The sequence below is a fragment of the Micromonospora solifontis genome, assembly GCF_003725545.1.
In the GTDB taxonomy this organism is placed as follows: Bacteria; Actinomycetota; Actinomycetes; order Mycobacteriales; family Micromonosporaceae; genus Micromonospora; species Micromonospora solifontis.
The window spans coordinates 1-14,377 of the sequence record NZ_RJLN01000050.1; the positions used below are offsets into that span (position 1 = coordinate 1).

Annotated in this window: 16 protein-coding genes; 10 read left to right on the plus strand and 6 right to left on the minus strand. The window is 74.3% G+C overall.

Features of this window, described 5'->3' with window-relative positions:
• Positions 1 to 364: 364 nt before the first annotated feature.
• Complete coding sequence (locus EFE23_RS17675; RefSeq protein WP_123242046.1) at positions 365 to 1,756, minus strand: hypothetical protein; 1,392 nt, start codon at positions 1,754 to 1,756, stop codon at positions 365 to 367.
• A gap of 129 nt (positions 1,757 to 1,885) precedes the next feature.
• Here EFE23_RS17675 and EFE23_RS17680 point away from each other — a divergent pair, with 129 nt between their 5' ends.
• Entirely contained in the window at positions 1,886 to 2,263 is a 378-nt protein-coding gene (locus tag EFE23_RS17680) for an NADH-quinone oxidoreductase subunit A (RefSeq protein ID WP_123242047.1), read from the plus strand.
• Between the two features lies 1 nt (position 2,264).
• Here EFE23_RS17680 and folP read toward each other — a convergent pair whose 3' ends face one another.
• Positions 2,265 to 3,134: a dihydropteroate synthase gene (gene folP, locus EFE23_RS17685; RefSeq protein ID WP_123242048.1), complete on the minus strand. Its 870-nt coding sequence runs from the start codon at positions 3,132 to 3,134 to the stop codon at positions 2,265 to 2,267.
• Between the two features lie 151 nt (positions 3,135 to 3,285).
• Between folP and EFE23_RS17690 the strand changes: the two genes are divergently transcribed.
• From EFE23_RS17690 to EFE23_RS17710, 5 genes are all read left to right on the plus strand, one after another.
• The gene (locus tag EFE23_RS17690) at positions 3,286 to 4,020 is read left to right on the plus strand and encodes a DivIVA domain-containing protein (RefSeq protein ID WP_123242049.1); all 735 of its coding nucleotides are present in this window, start codon (positions 3,286 to 3,288) and stop codon (positions 4,018 to 4,020) included.
• Positions 4,017 to 4,514, plus strand: coding sequence for an SRPBCC family protein (locus EFE23_RS17695; RefSeq protein ID WP_123242050.1), 498 nt, complete (start codon positions 4,017 to 4,019; stop codon positions 4,512 to 4,514). Before EFE23_RS17690 ends, EFE23_RS17695 begins: the two co-directional genes overlap by 4 nt.
• A 47-nt stretch (positions 4,515 to 4,561) precedes the next feature.
• Positions 4,562 to 5,146, plus strand: a complete 585-nt coding sequence (locus tag EFE23_RS17700) for a DNA-3-methyladenine glycosylase I (RefSeq protein WP_123242084.1) — start codon at positions 4,562 to 4,564, stop codon at positions 5,144 to 5,146.
• 63 nt (positions 5,147 to 5,209) lie between these two features.
• Positions 5,210 to 5,830, plus strand: a complete 621-nt coding sequence (locus tag EFE23_RS17705) for a hypothetical protein (RefSeq protein ID WP_123242085.1) — start codon at positions 5,210 to 5,212, stop codon at positions 5,828 to 5,830.
• Positions 5,831 to 5,892: 62 nt separating this feature from the next.
• Positions 5,893 to 6,645, plus strand: coding sequence for an SDR family NAD(P)-dependent oxidoreductase (locus tag EFE23_RS17710; protein WP_123242051.1), 753 nt, complete (start codon positions 5,893 to 5,895; stop codon positions 6,643 to 6,645).
• A gap of 134 nt (positions 6,646 to 6,779) precedes the next feature.
• Here EFE23_RS17710 and EFE23_RS17715 read toward each other — a convergent pair whose 3' ends face one another.
• Together EFE23_RS17715 and EFE23_RS17720 are read right to left on the minus strand one after the other, a co-directional pair.
• Entirely contained in the window at positions 6,780 to 7,571 is a 792-nt protein-coding gene (locus EFE23_RS17715) for an enoyl-CoA hydratase/isomerase family protein (protein ID WP_123242052.1), read from the minus strand.
• Positions 7,572 to 7,575: 4 nt separating this feature from the next.
• The gene (locus tag EFE23_RS17720) at positions 7,576 to 8,394 is read right to left on the minus strand and encodes a PaaX family transcriptional regulator (protein WP_123242053.1); all 819 of its coding nucleotides are present in this window, start codon (positions 8,392 to 8,394) and stop codon (positions 7,576 to 7,578) included.
• Between the two features lie 190 nt (positions 8,395 to 8,584).
• On the opposite strand from EFE23_RS17720, the gene EFE23_RS17725 reads away from it, so the two are divergent.
• Together EFE23_RS17725 and EFE23_RS17730 are read left to right on the plus strand one after the other, a co-directional pair.
• Positions 8,585 to 8,752 carry a DUF3117 domain-containing protein gene (locus tag EFE23_RS17725; protein WP_013283866.1) on the plus strand — a complete coding sequence of 56 codons (168 nt, stop codon included), beginning with the start codon at positions 8,585 to 8,587 and terminating at the stop codon, positions 8,750 to 8,752.
• 145 nt (positions 8,753 to 8,897) lie between these two features.
• Complete coding sequence (locus EFE23_RS17730; protein WP_123242086.1) at positions 8,898 to 10,358, plus strand: leucyl aminopeptidase family protein; 1,461 nt, start codon at positions 8,898 to 8,900, stop codon at positions 10,356 to 10,358.
• A gap of 18 nt (positions 10,359 to 10,376) precedes the next feature.
• On the opposite strand, the gene EFE23_RS17735 is transcribed toward EFE23_RS17730, so the two are convergent.
• Positions 10,377 to 10,997 carry an O-methyltransferase gene (locus tag EFE23_RS17735; RefSeq protein WP_123242054.1) on the minus strand — a complete coding sequence of 207 codons (621 nt, stop codon included), beginning with the start codon at positions 10,995 to 10,997 and terminating at the stop codon, positions 10,377 to 10,379.
• 244 nt (positions 10,998 to 11,241) lie between these two features.
• Here EFE23_RS17735 and EFE23_RS17740 point away from each other — a divergent pair, with 244 nt between their 5' ends.
• Together EFE23_RS17740 and EFE23_RS17745 are read left to right on the plus strand one after the other, a co-directional pair.
• Positions 11,242 to 12,552 (plus strand): S1C family serine protease, encoded by a 1,311-nt coding sequence (locus EFE23_RS17740; RefSeq protein ID WP_199737120.1) that lies wholly within the window; start codon positions 11,242 to 11,244, stop codon positions 12,550 to 12,552.
• Between the two features lie 72 nt (positions 12,553 to 12,624).
• Positions 12,625 to 13,047 carry a twin-arginine translocase TatA/TatE family subunit gene (locus EFE23_RS17745; protein WP_123242056.1) on the plus strand — a complete coding sequence of 141 codons (423 nt, stop codon included), beginning with the start codon at positions 12,625 to 12,627 and terminating at the stop codon, positions 13,045 to 13,047.
• A 113-nt stretch (positions 13,048 to 13,160) separates the two neighbouring features.
• Here the strand turns inward: EFE23_RS17745 and EFE23_RS17750 are convergent, their stop codons facing one another.
• Positions 13,161 to 14,309, minus strand: coding sequence for an Mrp/NBP35 family ATP-binding protein (locus EFE23_RS17750; protein WP_123242057.1), 1,149 nt, complete (start codon positions 14,307 to 14,309; stop codon positions 13,161 to 13,163).
• Positions 14,310 to 14,377 lie beyond the last annotated feature (68 nt).

The following is a 14,377-nucleotide window of genomic DNA, read 5'->3' on the forward strand; positions in this document are numbered from 1 at the left end:
GAGCTGCATCCCATCGCCCGAATCACCCGCAAACCGGATCACCACCCGGTCGAGTTGACGGATCTGCTTGGTCACGCCCGCACCTCGCTTCGCTCAGCGCCGTCGCAGAGGCGGCCGAACAGTGTGGTGACCCTGCCTTGCCCCGCCACGTGCCCTCCTTGACGCGCTGCTGCCGCTGGCCGTCCGTCCCTGGAGCGGCCCGCTCCATTTCTCACGTCAGAGCCTACGTCGGACCGTTAGGGCCACCTTGGTGGAGGTCCGACGTATGGGACCTGATCGGGCCGCTGTATGCCCGACTCTGCGGTGTTTAGTACCGCGACCCGTAATCCAGATCACCCCACGCCCGGCGAAAGGCGGCCGTCGATCACTCCTGGGTGGGAGAGCCGGTCGTCCGGCGGCGCAGCGAGGTGGTCGCCAGGGCCAGGGCGAGCACCACCAGCAGAGCCGAGAGCACGATCAGGGCGGTCGCCGTCTGCTGGGTCGAGCCGCCCGCGCGCCCGGTGGTCCGCTGCTCGGCGGCGGTCAGGACGCCCTGCGAGCCGGTCGGTACGGGCGTGCCGGTCGGCGGGGCCAGCGCCGCGGCCGCGGTGATCCGGAAGCTCATCTGCACCTGCCGGTCGCGACCGCTGCGCGGGTCCAGCCGGCCGACGACCGCGCCGGCCAGCGGGGCGAGCCGCTGGGCCTCCGGAGTGGCGGCCACCGGTAGCCGCAGCGGGGTGCTGTGGCCGGCCCGCACGGTGCCGAGCTCGCAGCGGACGCGGTCCGGGGCCAGCAGGGCGCAGCCAGCCGGCGGGTCGGTGGCGGAAACGCCGTCGGGAAGGACCACGTCGACCCGCCCGGCGGCGTCGACCTTGCCGGTGTTGCCGAGCCGTACGGCCAGCACGCTCGGCGCGCCGCTGATGTCGAAGACCACCTCGTCGGCGCGGAGCGAGATGCCGGGCACCGGCGGGCCGGGCGGGAAGAGGACGGCGAAGCCCTCGTCGTCGGCGGCCGTGCCGGCGACGCCCGGCGCGGTGGCGGTGACCTGGACCGATCCGCCCAACGGCATGGACTTCCAGGCCGTACCGGCCACCCGGATCCGGATCGTGCTGCTGAACCGGGCGCCCGGCGGCGCGGTCCACTCACCGCAGCGGTACCCGCCGGAGGAGGAGAGGCAGCCCGGGGTGCCGGCGTCGGTCAGGCCGGCCGGCAGCGTGTAGCCGAGGCGGATCCGCTCGACGGTGCTGCCGGTGTTCGTCACGGTCACCCGCAACGTGGTCACCGTGCTGTCGGCGTTCCAGTATCCGGCGGTGAGCGAGACATCCCCGGTGGCGACCCGTACCCCGAGCCGGCCGCCGGCCGGTCGGCCCGGCGGAGCCACGGGCGGCGGCGGTGGAGGTGCGGTGGTGGTCGGTGCGGTGGCGGTCGGCACCGGGTTGCCGGGGGCGGTGGTCGTCGGCGCGGGCACGGTGGTCGGCGGTGCCGGCGGCGTGGTCTCCGGGGGTGCGCTCTCGGTCGGCGGCGCGGTGGTCGGCTCCGTCGCGGTCGGCTCCACCGTCGGGGTGGCGTCGGTCGGCTCGGTGTCGGGTTCGGTCGCGGGGTCCGTCGCGGGGTCGGTGGCCGCCCGGACCACGCCGGTCACCGTGGGTGCGGCCGCGGCCCACCCGGGCGCGACCGCGACCGCGGCCACGATGCCGGCCGCCAGCGCGGGCCCGAACAGCGCGGCGGTACGTCGTGACGCGACCCGGCGGGCGGGGCGTACGCGGGGGCGGGCCATCTGTCCTCCGTGACGCTCAGCGAGGTTTCATTATTCGGCAACAGTTGCCCTCGGGTACTAGTCCCGCCAGGAAACAAATCCGTAACGTGCCCGGGACGCTCCGGCGGCGGGGGCGGTAGGCTCCCGACCGTGACCGGTTACCTCGGCTCGTACGCCACGCTCGGTCTCCTGATGCTCGCCGCCGTCCTCTTCTTCTTTACTGCGTTCTCCGCCAATCGGGTGTTACGTCCTAGCCGTCCGGCTGACCCCTGGGGCAAACGGTCCAGCTACGAATGCGGTCTCGACCCGGTGGGCGGCGACTGGGCGCAGATGCAGATCCGCTACTACGTCTACGCGTACCTGTACGTGCTCTTCGCGGTCGAGGCGGTCTTCCTCTTCCCCTGGGCGCTGGTCTTCGACCGGCCCGGGTTCGGGACGACAACCGTCGTCGAGATGGCGGTCTTCGTCGCCGTGGTGGCACTCGGCATCCTCTACGCCTGGCGCAAGAACATCCTCCGCTGGACCTGACTCAGGCGAGGCCGCGGCGGGTCAGCGTCGGCGGCCGGTCGCCCCGGATCGAGGCCACCATGTCGAGCACCCGGCGGGTCTCGCGTACCTGATGGGCGCGGAACACCCGGGCGCCCAGCCAGGCCGAGACGGCGGTCGCCGCCAGCGTCCCCTCCAGCCGGTCCGGCACCGGCAGGTCCAGCGTCTCGCCGATGAAGTCCTTGTTCGACAGGGCGACCAGCAGCGGCCACCCGGTGTCGGTGAGTTCCGCCAACCGCCGGGTGATCTCCAGCGAGTGGCGGGTGTTCTTGCCGAAGTCGTGCGCCGGGTCGATCAGGATCCCGTCCGGGCGTACGCCGAGGGCGACCGCCCGGTCGGCGAGGCCGGTCACCGTCGCGACCACGTCGGCCACCACGTCGTCGAATGCCGCCCGGTGCGGCCGGGTACGCGGGGCGAGCCCGCCCGCGTGCGAGCAGACCAACCCGGCGCCGGTCTCGGCGGCGACCCGGGCCAGCGCCGGATCCGCCCCCGACCAGGTGTCGTTGAGCAGGTCGGCCCCGGCCGCCACCGCCTCGACCGCCACCTCGGCCCGCCAGGTGTCGATCGAGATGATCACGTCCGGGAAGGCGTTCCGGACCGCGGCGATGGTGTCCACCGTCCGGCGGATCTCCTCGACCACGTCGACCTCGTCGCCCGGCCCGGCCTTCACCCCGCCGATGTCGATGATCTCCGCGCCCTCGGTGACCGCCCGCTCCACCGCGCGCAGCGCGTTGTCCTGGGCGAAGGTGGCGCCCCGGTCGAAGAACGAATCCGGCGTGCGGTTGACGATCGCCATCACCACCAGCTCGCCGGGGGAGAAGATCCGCCCACCGAGCCGCAGCTCCGCCGCCATGCCCGCCCTCCTGATCTCCGGTCCCGCGCCGGCCGCCCCCGACGCTATCCCGTCCCGCGCGGACCGGCCCGGGCGGTACGCCCGGTTTCGATTCATGATCGGAGCGGGTGGAGGGCTCGCCCCGCGCCGTCCCGCATGCCACGATCTCCCCATGGGTGAGGTTCTGCTCCTCTTGGTCGTGGCGCTGACCGTCGCGGCGGTGGTGTTCGGAGTGACGGTGCTCGTCTCCGGGCGGGATCCGGGCCTGGTGCCGGTCGAGCCGGACGGGCGCGCGGTGCCCCTGCCCGGCGGCCGGCCGCTGGACGAGTCGGACGTCGCCGAGGTGCGCTTCGACACCGCGCTGCGCGGCTACCGGATGGCCCAGGTCGACCAGGCCATGCGCCGGGCGGCGTACGACATCGGCTACAAGTCCGAGCTGATCGGCGTGCTCGAGGCCGAGGTCGCCGCGCTCCGCGAGGGCCGCACCGAGGAGGCCGACGCGCTGCGCCGGGCCCGGGAGGAGGCCGCCGCGACGAGCCCGGCCGAGGCCCCCACCCCCGACACCGCGACCATCGAGCTGGGGCTGGCCGGCGCGCCGGCGGCCGCGGCGGTGGAGGACGAGGCGTCCCTGCCCACGGGCAGCGGACCGGAGCCGGTCGCGTCCGCCGGGGCGGAGGCTCCGGTCGCCCCGGTCGCCGCGCCGGTCAACCCGAACGCCCAACCCGCCGGGCAGTCGTCGAGCGACCCGACCGCCGCGCCGGCCGGCGACGCGGACGCGGCCGCCACGCCCACCGACGACGCGGCCGGGGATCCGGCCGTCGGGCCGGGCGGAAACGGGGCCGCCGCCGCGGCGGATGCCGAGGAGGAACCGACGCGAGGTGCGGTGGTCCGGTCGGAGTCCGCGTGACCGGGCCCGAGGGCGCCGACGACCTCGCCGAGGCGGCCCAGCCCGGTGCCGGCGAGGTCACCGCGACGGTGGTGGTCAACGCCCCGGCGGAGCGGGTCTTCGCGGCGCTGACCGCCTGGGAGCGGCAGTCCGACTGGATCCCGTTCACCACCGTGAAGGTGGTCGAGGGGGACGGCGGCGAGGGCAGCCTGGTCGAGGCGGTCACCGCGCTCGGCCCGGCCGCGCTCCGGGACGAGATGCGGGTGGTCCGGGTGGACGCCCCGTACGAGGTCGGCGTGGTGCACTGCGGCCGGCTGCTGCGCGGTCCGGGCGTGCTGCGCTGCACCCCGATGGAGCGGGACCGGACCCAGGTGGTCTGGCACGAGTGGTTCCACCTGCCCGGTGGCGCCGCCGGCCGGGTTGCCTGGCCGGTGCTCTGGCCCGGCTCCAAGTTCAGCCTGACCCAGGCGTTGCGGAAGTTCGCCCGGCTGGTGGAGCAGGGCCGGCTGCCCTGAGCCCCGGTCGTGGCCGGTTGTCGGTGGGCTGGCCTACCGTGTACGCCGTGACTGACCTGGTGACCGGCCCCGACGGGCTGCCCCGCTGCGCCTGGGGGGCGAGCACCCCGGACTACGCCGTCTACCACGACGAGGAGTGGGGCCGGCCGCTGCGCGGCGACGACGCGCTCTACGAGCGGCTGACCCTGGAGGCGTTCCAGTCCGGGTTGTCCTGGCTGACCATCCTGCGCAAGCGGCCCGCGTTCCGGCTCGCCTTCGACGAGTTCCGGATCGAGAAGGTCGCCGGCTTCGGGGAGGCCGACGTGGCCCGGCTGCTGGCCGACACCGGCATCGTGCGCAACCGGGCCAAGGTCGAGGCCGCCATCGCCAACGCCCGGGCCGCCCTGGAGCTGCCCGACGGCCTCTCCGCACTGCTCTGGTCGTACGCGCCGCCGCCCCGGGCCGCCCGGCCCCGGTCGTTCGCGGAGGTGCCGGCGCTCACCCCCGAGTCCACCGCGCTGGCCAAGGCCCTCAAGAAGCGGGGCTTCCGGTTCGTCGGCCCGACCACCGCGTACGCGCTCATGCAGGCCACCGGCATGGTGGACGACCATCTCGCGGGCTGCCACGTGACCCGGGATCCGGCCGGGGCGTGACCCGCGCGGCGTCCGGGCGACGCGTCGGCACCGGCACCGTCCCGGCGTGATGGGATGGGCACCATGACCGACACCGAGCTGCGGACGAGCGGGACGATCGACGGCACCATGCCCGGCGCCTGGGCGGTGTTGCTGCCTGCCGAGCGGTACGAGGCCGAGCGGCTGGTCCACCACGACACGCTGGAGCTGACCGGGCTGGACGGGGCTGCCCGCCCCCGGCCCGGTGAGCCGGTCGCGGTGCTGGTCGACGAGCCGCTCCGGCTGGTGGCCCTCGGTCGGGTCGCCCTGGCCACCGGCGAGACCCGGGAGGACCCGGACGACCCGCAGTCCGAGGCGGGCCCGGGGGCGCTCGTGGTGACCTACACCCGTCGGGTGCTGGACGAGCCGGTGCCGGTCACCGGGCTGGCCCTCGCCGGGCCGCTGACCGGGCTCGACCCGGCCGTCTGGCAGGCGCTGGCCGACCGGCTCGGCCCGCCGCCGGTCCGCCGGCCCTGGCTGGTCAGCCTCGACCTGCCGATCGAGGCGGCCTCGCCGGCCGAGGCGGTCCGGCTGTTCTGGTCGTACGTGCAGGAGTTGGGCCCGCGGGAGCTGCCGGCCTACGTCTCGCCCTACGGGGACGAGCTGGCCATGCAGGCGTTCGTGCTCGGCGTGGCGGCGAACCAGGATCCGGAAGAGGACGACTGACCCCTTTCGGCCCGGTTACCGTGCCGGGAGGGGCCGGTGCCGGCCGCGCACGAGGGGGTTGGATGCGCTTCCAGGACAAGGTCGTGTTCATCACCGGTGGGGCGTCCGGGCTGGGTGAGGCGGCGGCCCGGCGGTTCGCGGCCGAGGGCGCGCGGGTGGTGGTCGCCGACATCAACGCCGAGGGCGCCGAGCGGGTCGCCGCGAGCCTCCCGGACGGGTACCCGGTGACCGTGGACACCGGCGCGGCGGCCTCGGTGGAGCAGGCGGTCGCCGACGCGATGCAGCGGTACGGCCGGATCGACGTCATCTTCAACAACGCCGGCATCGACGGCCGGCAGCAGCCGCTGCACGAGATGGACGTGGAGAACTGGGAGCAGGTCCGCCGGGTCAACGGCGACGGGGTCTTCTTCGTCCTCCGCTACGGCATCCCGGCGCTGCTGCACGGTGGTGGCGGCGCGGTCGTCAACACCTCGTCCACCACGGGACTGGCCGCCCAGGAGAACATCTCGCCGTACACCTTCACCAAGGCCGGGATCGTCGGCCTGACCCGGTCCGCGGCGATCGAGTACGCGGCGCGCGGTGTCCGGGTCAACGCGGTGGCCCCGACCGTGGTGATGACCCCGCTGGTGGAGCACTTCATCGACAGCGCGCCGGATCCGGCGCAGATGCGCCGGCAGATGGAGTCGTTCAACCCGAAGCCCGGCATCCCGACCCCCGACGACGTGGCCGGCGTGGTGCTCTTCCTCGCCTCCGACGACGCCGCCTGGATCACCGGCCACACCATCCCCGTCGACGGCGGCTACGTCGCCCGCTGACCCTCGCCGGGTCGCGGCTCGCCGGTCGCCGGTCGCCCCGCGCCCGGGAAGCCACTCTTGCCCGGAAAGAGTGGTCATTCCGCCGCGGATGGCCACTCTTTCCGTGCATCAGCGCGGATCTTGGGTGGGGTCGGTCAGTGGCCCTCGAAGACGGGCTTCTGCTTGTTGACGAAGGCCATCGTGGCGGCCCGGTGGTCGGCGGTGGCGCCGCAGATCGCCTGGGCCTGCGCCTCGGCGGCCAGGGCGTCGGCCAGGGTGCCGGCGTCGGCGATGGAGAGCTGGCGCTTGATCGCCCCGTACGCGACGGTCGGGCCGGCGGCGAGCCGGGCGGCCAGTTCCTGCGCGGCCGGCAGCACCTGCTCGTCGTCGTCCACCAGCCGGGTGAGCAGGCCCAGCCGGTGGGCCTCCTCGGCCCCGACGGGCTCGGCGAGCATCAGCAGCTCGACGGCCTTGGCGTGGCCGACCAGCCGGGGCAGCGTCCAGGAGGCGCCGGTGTCGGCGGCGAGCCCGACCCCGGCGAAGGCCATCAGGAACCGGGTCTTCGGGCCGCCGATCCGGAAGTCGGCGAGGAACGACAGCGAGGCGCCGGCCCCGGCGGCCATGCCCCGGACGGCGGCGACCACCGGCTTGGGCAGGTTGGCCAGCCGGGCGGCGATCGGGTTGTAGTGCGCCCGTACGGTCGCGAGCGGGTCCGCGCCGGCGGTCTCGAGGGTCTGCACGTGCTCCCGCAGGTCCTGCCCGGCGCAGAACGAGCCGCCCGCGCCGGCCAGCACGATCGCCCGGCAGGACCGGTCGGTCTCCAGCTCGGCCAGGGTGTCCCGGAGCGCCTCCTTGAGCGGCACGTCGAGCGAGTTCATCGCCGTCGGGCGGTTCAGCGTCAGGGTGACGACGGCGTCGGTGCGGTCGACGAGCAGCGGCTCGGTCACGTTTCTAACGACCCTTCTGTCGGGCGAGGCGGTTGCTGGCGTCGAGGCACTGCTCGACGTACCGGTCGGCGGCCGGCCGGAGCCGGGCGGCGTGCCGGTCGAAGAAGCTGGCCGCGCTGCTGCCCGGCCAGCGCTCGGGGAGCAGCGCCGGGGGCAGTTGCGGGTCCCGGAAGAGGAAGGTACGCCACGCGTGCACCAGTGCGAACCGGGCCGCGTACGCCTCCTCGTCGCTGCTGCGCACCGTGACGCCGGAGAGCAGCGGCTTCTGCTCGGTGACGAACCGCTCGTACGCCCGGCCGATCTCGGCCAGGTCCCAGGCGCGGCGGACCACGCCCATCGCGCCGGGTGTCCCGGCGGCATGGGAGGCGGTGAACCGCTCGTAGCGCACGCCCGCCTCGGCGAGCAGCACGTCCACGTCCTCACCCGGGCGGGTCGCCACCCAGGTGCAGTCGTCGAGCGTGCCGTAGCCGAGGAAGGTCAGGTTGGCGGCGAGCCGCTGCCGGTCCCGGCGGGAGGCCGGGGCCTCCAGCACCAGGAGGTCGAACCGGCCGTCCCAGCTGTGCCGGCCGGTGCGGTAGATCCGGGCGGCTGCCTCGTCGAGTCGGCGGGCCGCCTTCGGTGTGATCGAATATCCGGGTCCGGAGGTGAGCCGGAGGGGTTCGAGCCAGCCTTGACGGACCATCCGGGAGACCGCGGTGCGTACCGCCGGAGGGGCGATCCCGAGCGGCGCCAACAGCTTGACCAGGGCGGCGACCGGTGCGCGCCCACCCCTCGCCCGGAGGTGGTCGCCGTACAGGTCGAAGAGTGCCGACCGTGCCTGCATGACCGCACATTGTGACAGGCCTACCCAAGATAAGCTAGATGCTGTTACATCAATGCTGCTTCGGTTTGGGTCCAGCGGTGTTCATCAGGGAAAATCGTGGGTCGAGGCCCCCGTGGTGGTTGCGGGTGGTCATGGCGAAGTGGCTGTGGGGCAACCCACCAACCCTGGTGTAGGTCTGAGGGGAGACAACATGGCGGCGATGAAGCCGCGGACGGGCGACGGTCCGCTGGAGGTCACCAAGGAGGGCCGGGGCATCGTCATGCGGGTCCCGCTGGAGGGTGGTGGCCGGCTCGTCGTCGAGATGACTCCCGACGAGGCCACCGCGCTGGGTGACGCGCTGAAGGCGGCCGCCGGCTGATCGAGGGCGGTCCGCGCGGCGCGTGTCGCGCGAACGGCTGGTCCCGACCCTGAGCCACCGGTTCCGCCGGTGGCTCAGGGTCTTCGCCGCCCTGGTCTCTGGCGGATTGTCCTAACTTGAGAACTTTTCGGAGGTGCGGTCCAGCGTGCTGGCCATCCGTCTGGTGAGCGAGCCCGCGCGGCTCGACACCCTCGTCCTGCCCATTCGTCGTGAAGGGCCGGACACGCCGGCCGCGCTGGTCCCCACCGCCCGGCCGCCGGCCGACGAGGTCCGCGCCGAGGCGATCGCGCTGGTCCCCGCCGCGAGGCTGACCGGGGAGGCGGGCGAGGTGCGGGAGCACCTACGGCCCGGCGGCACCCCCGCGCGGCTGGTGCTCCTCGGCGTCGGCGCCGGCGACGAGCAGGGCTGGCGGGCCGCGGGAGCGGCGCTGGCCCGGGCGGCCCGGGATGAGACGCACATCACGGTGATGCTGCCGGCCGAGGCCACGGCGGCGCTGCGCGGCCTGACCGAGGGGCTGCTGCTCGGCTCGTACCGGTTCCGGCTCACCGAGGCCGGCGGCGCGCCCGCGCTGGCCGAGGTGGACCTGGTGGTGGCCGACCCGGCGGCGCTCGCCTCCACCCTGGAGGCGGCGCGGACCACCGCGGCGATGACCCGGCTGGCCCGCGACCTGACCAACACCCCCTCGTCGGTGAAGAACCCGGCCTGGTTCGCCGCGCAGGTCGAGGCCGCGGCCGCCGGCCACGCCGACCTGCACCTGCGGGTACGCGGCCCCGAGGAACTGGCGGCTGAGGGCTTCGGCGGCATCCTCGCCGTCGGGGGCGGCTCGGCCAGCGGACCGCGCCTGGTCGAACTGGACTGGCGGCCGGCGGACGCGCGTACCCACGTGGTGCTCGTCGGCAAGGGCATCACCTTCGACACCGGCGGCATCTCGATCAAGCCGGTGCCGGCGATGAAGCTGATGCGCAAGGACATGGCCGGTGCGGCGGCGGTGATCGCCGCGACCCTGGGCGCCGCCGCGCTGCGGCTGCCCGTCCGGGTCACCACCCTCGCCCCGCTCGCCGAGAACATGGTCAGCGGCTCGGCGTTCCGTCCCGGCGACGTCGTCCGCCACTACGGCGGCCTGACCAGCGAGACCACCAACTCGGACGCCGAGGGCCGGCTGGTGCTCGCCGACGCGATGGCGTACGCGGTGCGCGAGCTCGAGCCCGACCTGCTGGTCGACCTGGCCACCCTGACCGGTGCCAACGCGGTGGCGCTCGGCAAGCGGCACGGCGCCCTCTACAGCGAGAACGACCGGCTCGCCGCCGACCTGCTGGCGGCGATCGAGGCGGCCGGGGAGCGGGCCTGGCGGATGCCCTTGCCCGCCGACTACGTCGAGTACCTCGGCAGCGACCTCGCCGACCTGCACAGCTCCCCGGACCGGGGCGCCGGCTCGGTGGTGGCCGCGCTCTTCCTGCGCGAGTTCACCGGCGAGCTGCGCGACCGCTGGGTGCACGTGGACATGTCCGCCCCCTCCTGGTCGGAGGACGCGCACGCGGAGCTGACCAAGGGCGCCACCGGCTGGGGCGTACGCGGGCTGCTGCGCTGGCTGGCCACGCTGGGCTGAACCCGGCGACGGCCCGGGTCAGCCCTTCACGGCGGCGAGCAGGCCGTGCCCGACCGGCAGCAGCGCGGGGATCCAGTGCTCCGACTCCCGGAGCGCCTTGACGGTCTCCCGGACGGTGACCGTCTCCACGTCGCGGGCGGCCGGGTCACCGATCCGGCCGCCGGCCAGCGCGCCGTTGAGGGCGAGCACCCCGCCCGGGCGCAGCAGCCGGAGCGCGGCGTCCACGCAGGCACTGAAGCCGGTCGCCTCGGCATCGACGAAGACCAGGTCGTAGGCGCCGTCCGCGAGCCGCGGCAGCACGTCGAGGGCCCGGCCGGTGATGATCCGGGTACGCCCCGACGGGAAGCCGGCCTCCAGGAAGATCCGCCGGGCGATGCGCTGGTGCTCGACCTCCACGTCGATGGTGGTGAGCACGCCGTCGGGCCGCATGCCGCGCAGCAGCCACACGCCGCTGACCCCGGTGCCGGTGCCGATCTCCACCACCGCCCGGGCGTTGCCGGCGGCGGCGAGCAGCCGCAGCGCGGCCCCCGCCCCCGGGGTGACGGCGTCCACGCCCACCTCGCGGGCGAGGCTGCGGGCCGTGCGCAGGACGAGGTCCTCGGCGGCGTACGACTCGGCGAACTGGAGCGCGTGGGCCATCGAGTTGCCGGAGTTGGCGACCGTGGCGATGGGACACCTCCGGGCGGCGGGAGTGGTGCGAGGGGTCGGTTGGCGCTATGAGCCTAGAGGCGGCCCCGGAAGCGCGCAGCCGCGAGTCGGCTCGGAACGATCACGACCGGCAACACCTGACTCCACCCGTGGCATCCGTGCAATCCTGGACGGTGTCCCGCGTGTCAGGGTCGACCGGCTCCGCAGGGGGCCGGCGCGGGACACGCGGGACGGAGTGGGAGGCACCGACGTGACCGACGGCTGGGACTGGCGCCGGCCCGGCGGGGGTCCGGCACCGGCGGGACAGCCGGCGCCCGGCGACCCGCCGCACGGCGCCGGTGGTGGCGGCTCGCCCTGGTGGTCCGACGCGCTGGCCGACCCCTGGCGGGACCCGTACGCCCCGGCCGCGGTGGTGGTCCCGGCGGCCCCGGTCGTGGGCGCCGACGAGCCCGAGCCGGTCGTCGACCCGGACGCCCCGGGCCGGCCGGGGATCCGGCAGGTGGTGCTGATCTCGCTGATCACCGCCCTGCTGGCCGGCTCGCTCGGCAGCGCCCTGACGTACGCCTTCCTCCGCGGCGGCGGCCAGACCCCCACCCTCGGCGCGTCGTCGGGCCAGGCGCCGGCGCTCGCCCAGCGCAAGCCCGAGTCGCTGGCCGGCGTCGCCGAGAAGGTGCTGCCCAGCGTGGTGACCGTCCGGGTCTACAGCCTCGGCGGCACCAGCGAGGGTTCCGGCTTCGTGGTGAGCGCCGACGGGCACATCGTCACCAACGACCACGTGGTCTCGGGCGGCCCCGGCAAGGCCACGGTGATCTTCAACGACGGCAGCACCGCGCCCGGCACGGTGGTGGGGCAGGACCCGGAGTCGGACATCGCGGTGATCAAGGTGGCGAAGACCGGGTTGAAGCCGGTGGAGTTCGGCGACTCGGACGCCCTCGCGGTGGGCGACCCGGTGCTCGCCGTCGGCTCGCCGCTCTCCCTGGCGAACACGGTCACCGCCGGCATCGTCAGCGCCCTGGACCGGACCATGCAGGCCGGGGAGCCGGGCGGCCCGACGCGCTACTACGCGGCGATCCAGACCGACGCGGCGGTCAACCATGGCAACTCGGGCGGCCCGCTGGTCGACGCCGCCGGGCGGGTGGTCGGGGTGAACTCGACGATCAAGTCACTGGTCGCCGACGGGCAGGAGGCCGGCAACATCGGGCTCGCCTTCGCCATCCCCATCAACCAGGCCAAACGCGTCACCCAGGACATCATCGGCACCGGCAAGGCCCGGCGTACGGTGATCGGCGCCCAGGTCGGCGGCACCGGCGCGGCCAGCGGTGCCGGCGTACGCCTCAATTCGGTGGAACCCGCCGGTCCGGCGGCCGCGGCCGGCCTCAAGGCCGGTGACGTCGTGCTGCGGCTGAACGGGCATCCGATGACCGAACCCACCGACCTGGTCGCCCTGGTCCGGAAGTACGCACCCGGCTCAGTGGTGACAGTCGAGTACCGGCGGGGGTCGGCCCGGCAGAGCGCCTCCGTGACGCTCGCCGCAGACGCCAAGTGACCTCCCGTCACCCCCTCCCCGAGCACCCCGTGACGTGCGTAGTCTGGGCGTGACTCGCACGAGGAGGTCGGGGTGCTCGACAACCTGAACTGGTGGGAGATCGCTGCGCTGCTGCTCCTGGCGTTGCTGATCTTCGGTGACCGGTTGCCCGCCGTCATCAGCGACGGCCTGCGGATGGTCCGCAACCTGCGCGCCATGGCCCGTAACGCCACCGGCGACCTGAGCCGCGAGCTGGGCACCGACATCCAGCTGGAGGATCTGCACCCGAAGGCGTTCATCCGGAAGCACCTGCTCAGCGAGGAGGACGAGCAGGCCATCCGGAAGCCGCTGCAGAGCATGTACGACAACATCCGCCAGGACGTCTCCGGCATGCACGAGGACCTGAAAGAGGTCGCCAAGGCGGCCGACCTGCGGACCAACGGCAAGGGCCCGACCACCGCGACGGGCATCACCCCCGCCCCGGCCCCCCGCCCGAGCTACGACGACGCCACCTGACGGACGCGCTCCGGCCGCTGAACGAGGGCCCGGAAACGGAGAAAGAGTGGCCTTCCGGAGCCGGAAGGCCACTCTTTCCGTGCATCTGGGCGGATCGTGGAGGCGGCTGGCGGTCAGCGGCCGGCGGGCTTGAGGCCCAACGGCTTGCCGAGGAGGGACTCGCGGCGGACGGCGAGCCGGTCGGCGACCTGGACCAGCGCCTTGGCGGCGGGAGCGTCCGGCTGGGCCAGCACGATCGGGGCGCCGGCGTCGCCGCCCTCGCGGACCCGGGTGTCCAGCGGGATCTGCCCCAGCACCGGCACCTGCGCGCCGATGGTCCGGGTCAGCGACTCGGCGACCGCCTCGCCGCCGCCCGTGCCGAAGACCTCCATCCGGGAGCCGTCCGGCAGCTCCAGCCAGGACATGTTCTCGATCACGCCGACCACCCGCTGGTGGGTCTGCAGCGCGATCGCGCCGGCCCGCTCGGCCACCTCCGCGGCGGCCGCCTGCGGGGTGGTGACGACCAGGATCTCCGCGTTCGGCAGCAGCTGGGCCACCGAGATCGCGATGTCACCGGTGCCCGGGGGCAGGTCCAGCAGGAGGACGTCCAGGTCACCCCAATAGACGTCGGCGAGGAACTGCTGCAGGGCCCGGTGCAGCATCGGGCCGCGCCACACGACGGCGGCGTTGCCCGGGGTGAACATGCCGATCGAGATGACCTTCACGCCGTGCGACTGCGGCGGCATGATCATGTCCTCGACCCGGGTCGGGGCGCCCTCCGCACCGAGCATCCGGGGCACCGAGTGGCCGTAGATGTCCGCGTCGACCACACCGACCGAGAGGCCGCGGGCGGCCAGCGCGGCGGCCAGGTTGACGGTGACGCTGGACTTGCCGACGCCGCCCTTGCCACTGGCGACCGCGTACACCCGGGTGCGGGAGCCGGGCTGGGCGAACGGGATGACCGGCTCGGCCGTGGCCCCGCCGCCGCGCAGCTTCGCCTGCAGCTCCTGCCGCTGCTCCGGGCTCATCACGCCGAACTCGATCTCGACGCCGGTGACCCCGGGGACCGCGCCCACGGCGGCGGTGATGTCGGTACGCAGCTTGTCCTTCAGCGGGCAGCCGGCCACGGTGAGCAGCAGCTCGACGCGGACCACGCCGTCCTCGCCGATCTCGGCGGAACGGACCATGCCGAGCTCGGTGATCGGCCGGCGGATCTCCGGGTCGTTGACGGTGGCCAGGGCGGCCTGGATCGCGTCGGAGACGGTGCTGACGGGTGCTGACATGCCCGCAATGCTACGTCGGTGGTCATCGGCGACCGCCGCTGGCGGGGGCCGGTGTGAGCGAATCGATG

Coding starts and splice junctions, on each gene's coding strand:
- EFE23_RS17710 (WP_123242051.1), top strand. CDS start 5,893: ATGCGCTTCCAGGACAAGGTCGTGTTCATCACCGGTGGGGCGTCCGGG.
- EFE23_RS17735 (WP_123242054.1), bottom strand. CDS start 10,997: ATGGCCCACGCGCTCCAGTTCGCCGAGTCGTACGCCGCCGAGGACCTC.
- folP (WP_123242048.1), bottom strand. CDS start 3,134: ATGGCGGCGGAGCTGCGGCTCGGTGGGCGGATCTTCTCCCCCGGCGAG.
- EFE23_RS17720 (WP_123242053.1), bottom strand. CDS start 8,394: ATGCAGGCACGGTCGGCACTCTTCGACCTGTACGGCGACCACCTCCGG.
- EFE23_RS17705 (WP_123242085.1), top strand. CDS start 5,210: ATGACCGACACCGAGCTGCGGACGAGCGGGACGATCGACGGCACCATG.
- EFE23_RS17725 (WP_013283866.1), top strand. CDS start 8,585: ATGGCGGCGATGAAGCCGCGGACGGGCGACGGTCCGCTGGAGGTCACC.
- EFE23_RS17690 (WP_123242049.1), top strand. CDS start 3,286: ATGGGTGAGGTTCTGCTCCTCTTGGTCGTGGCGCTGACCGTCGCGGCG.
- EFE23_RS17750 (WP_123242057.1), bottom strand. CDS start 14,309: ATGTCAGCACCCGTCAGCACCGTCTCCGACGCGATCCAGGCCGCCCTG.
- EFE23_RS17675 (WP_123242046.1), bottom strand. CDS start 1,756: ATGGCCCGCCCCCGCGTACGCCCCGCCCGCCGGGTCGCGTCACGACGT.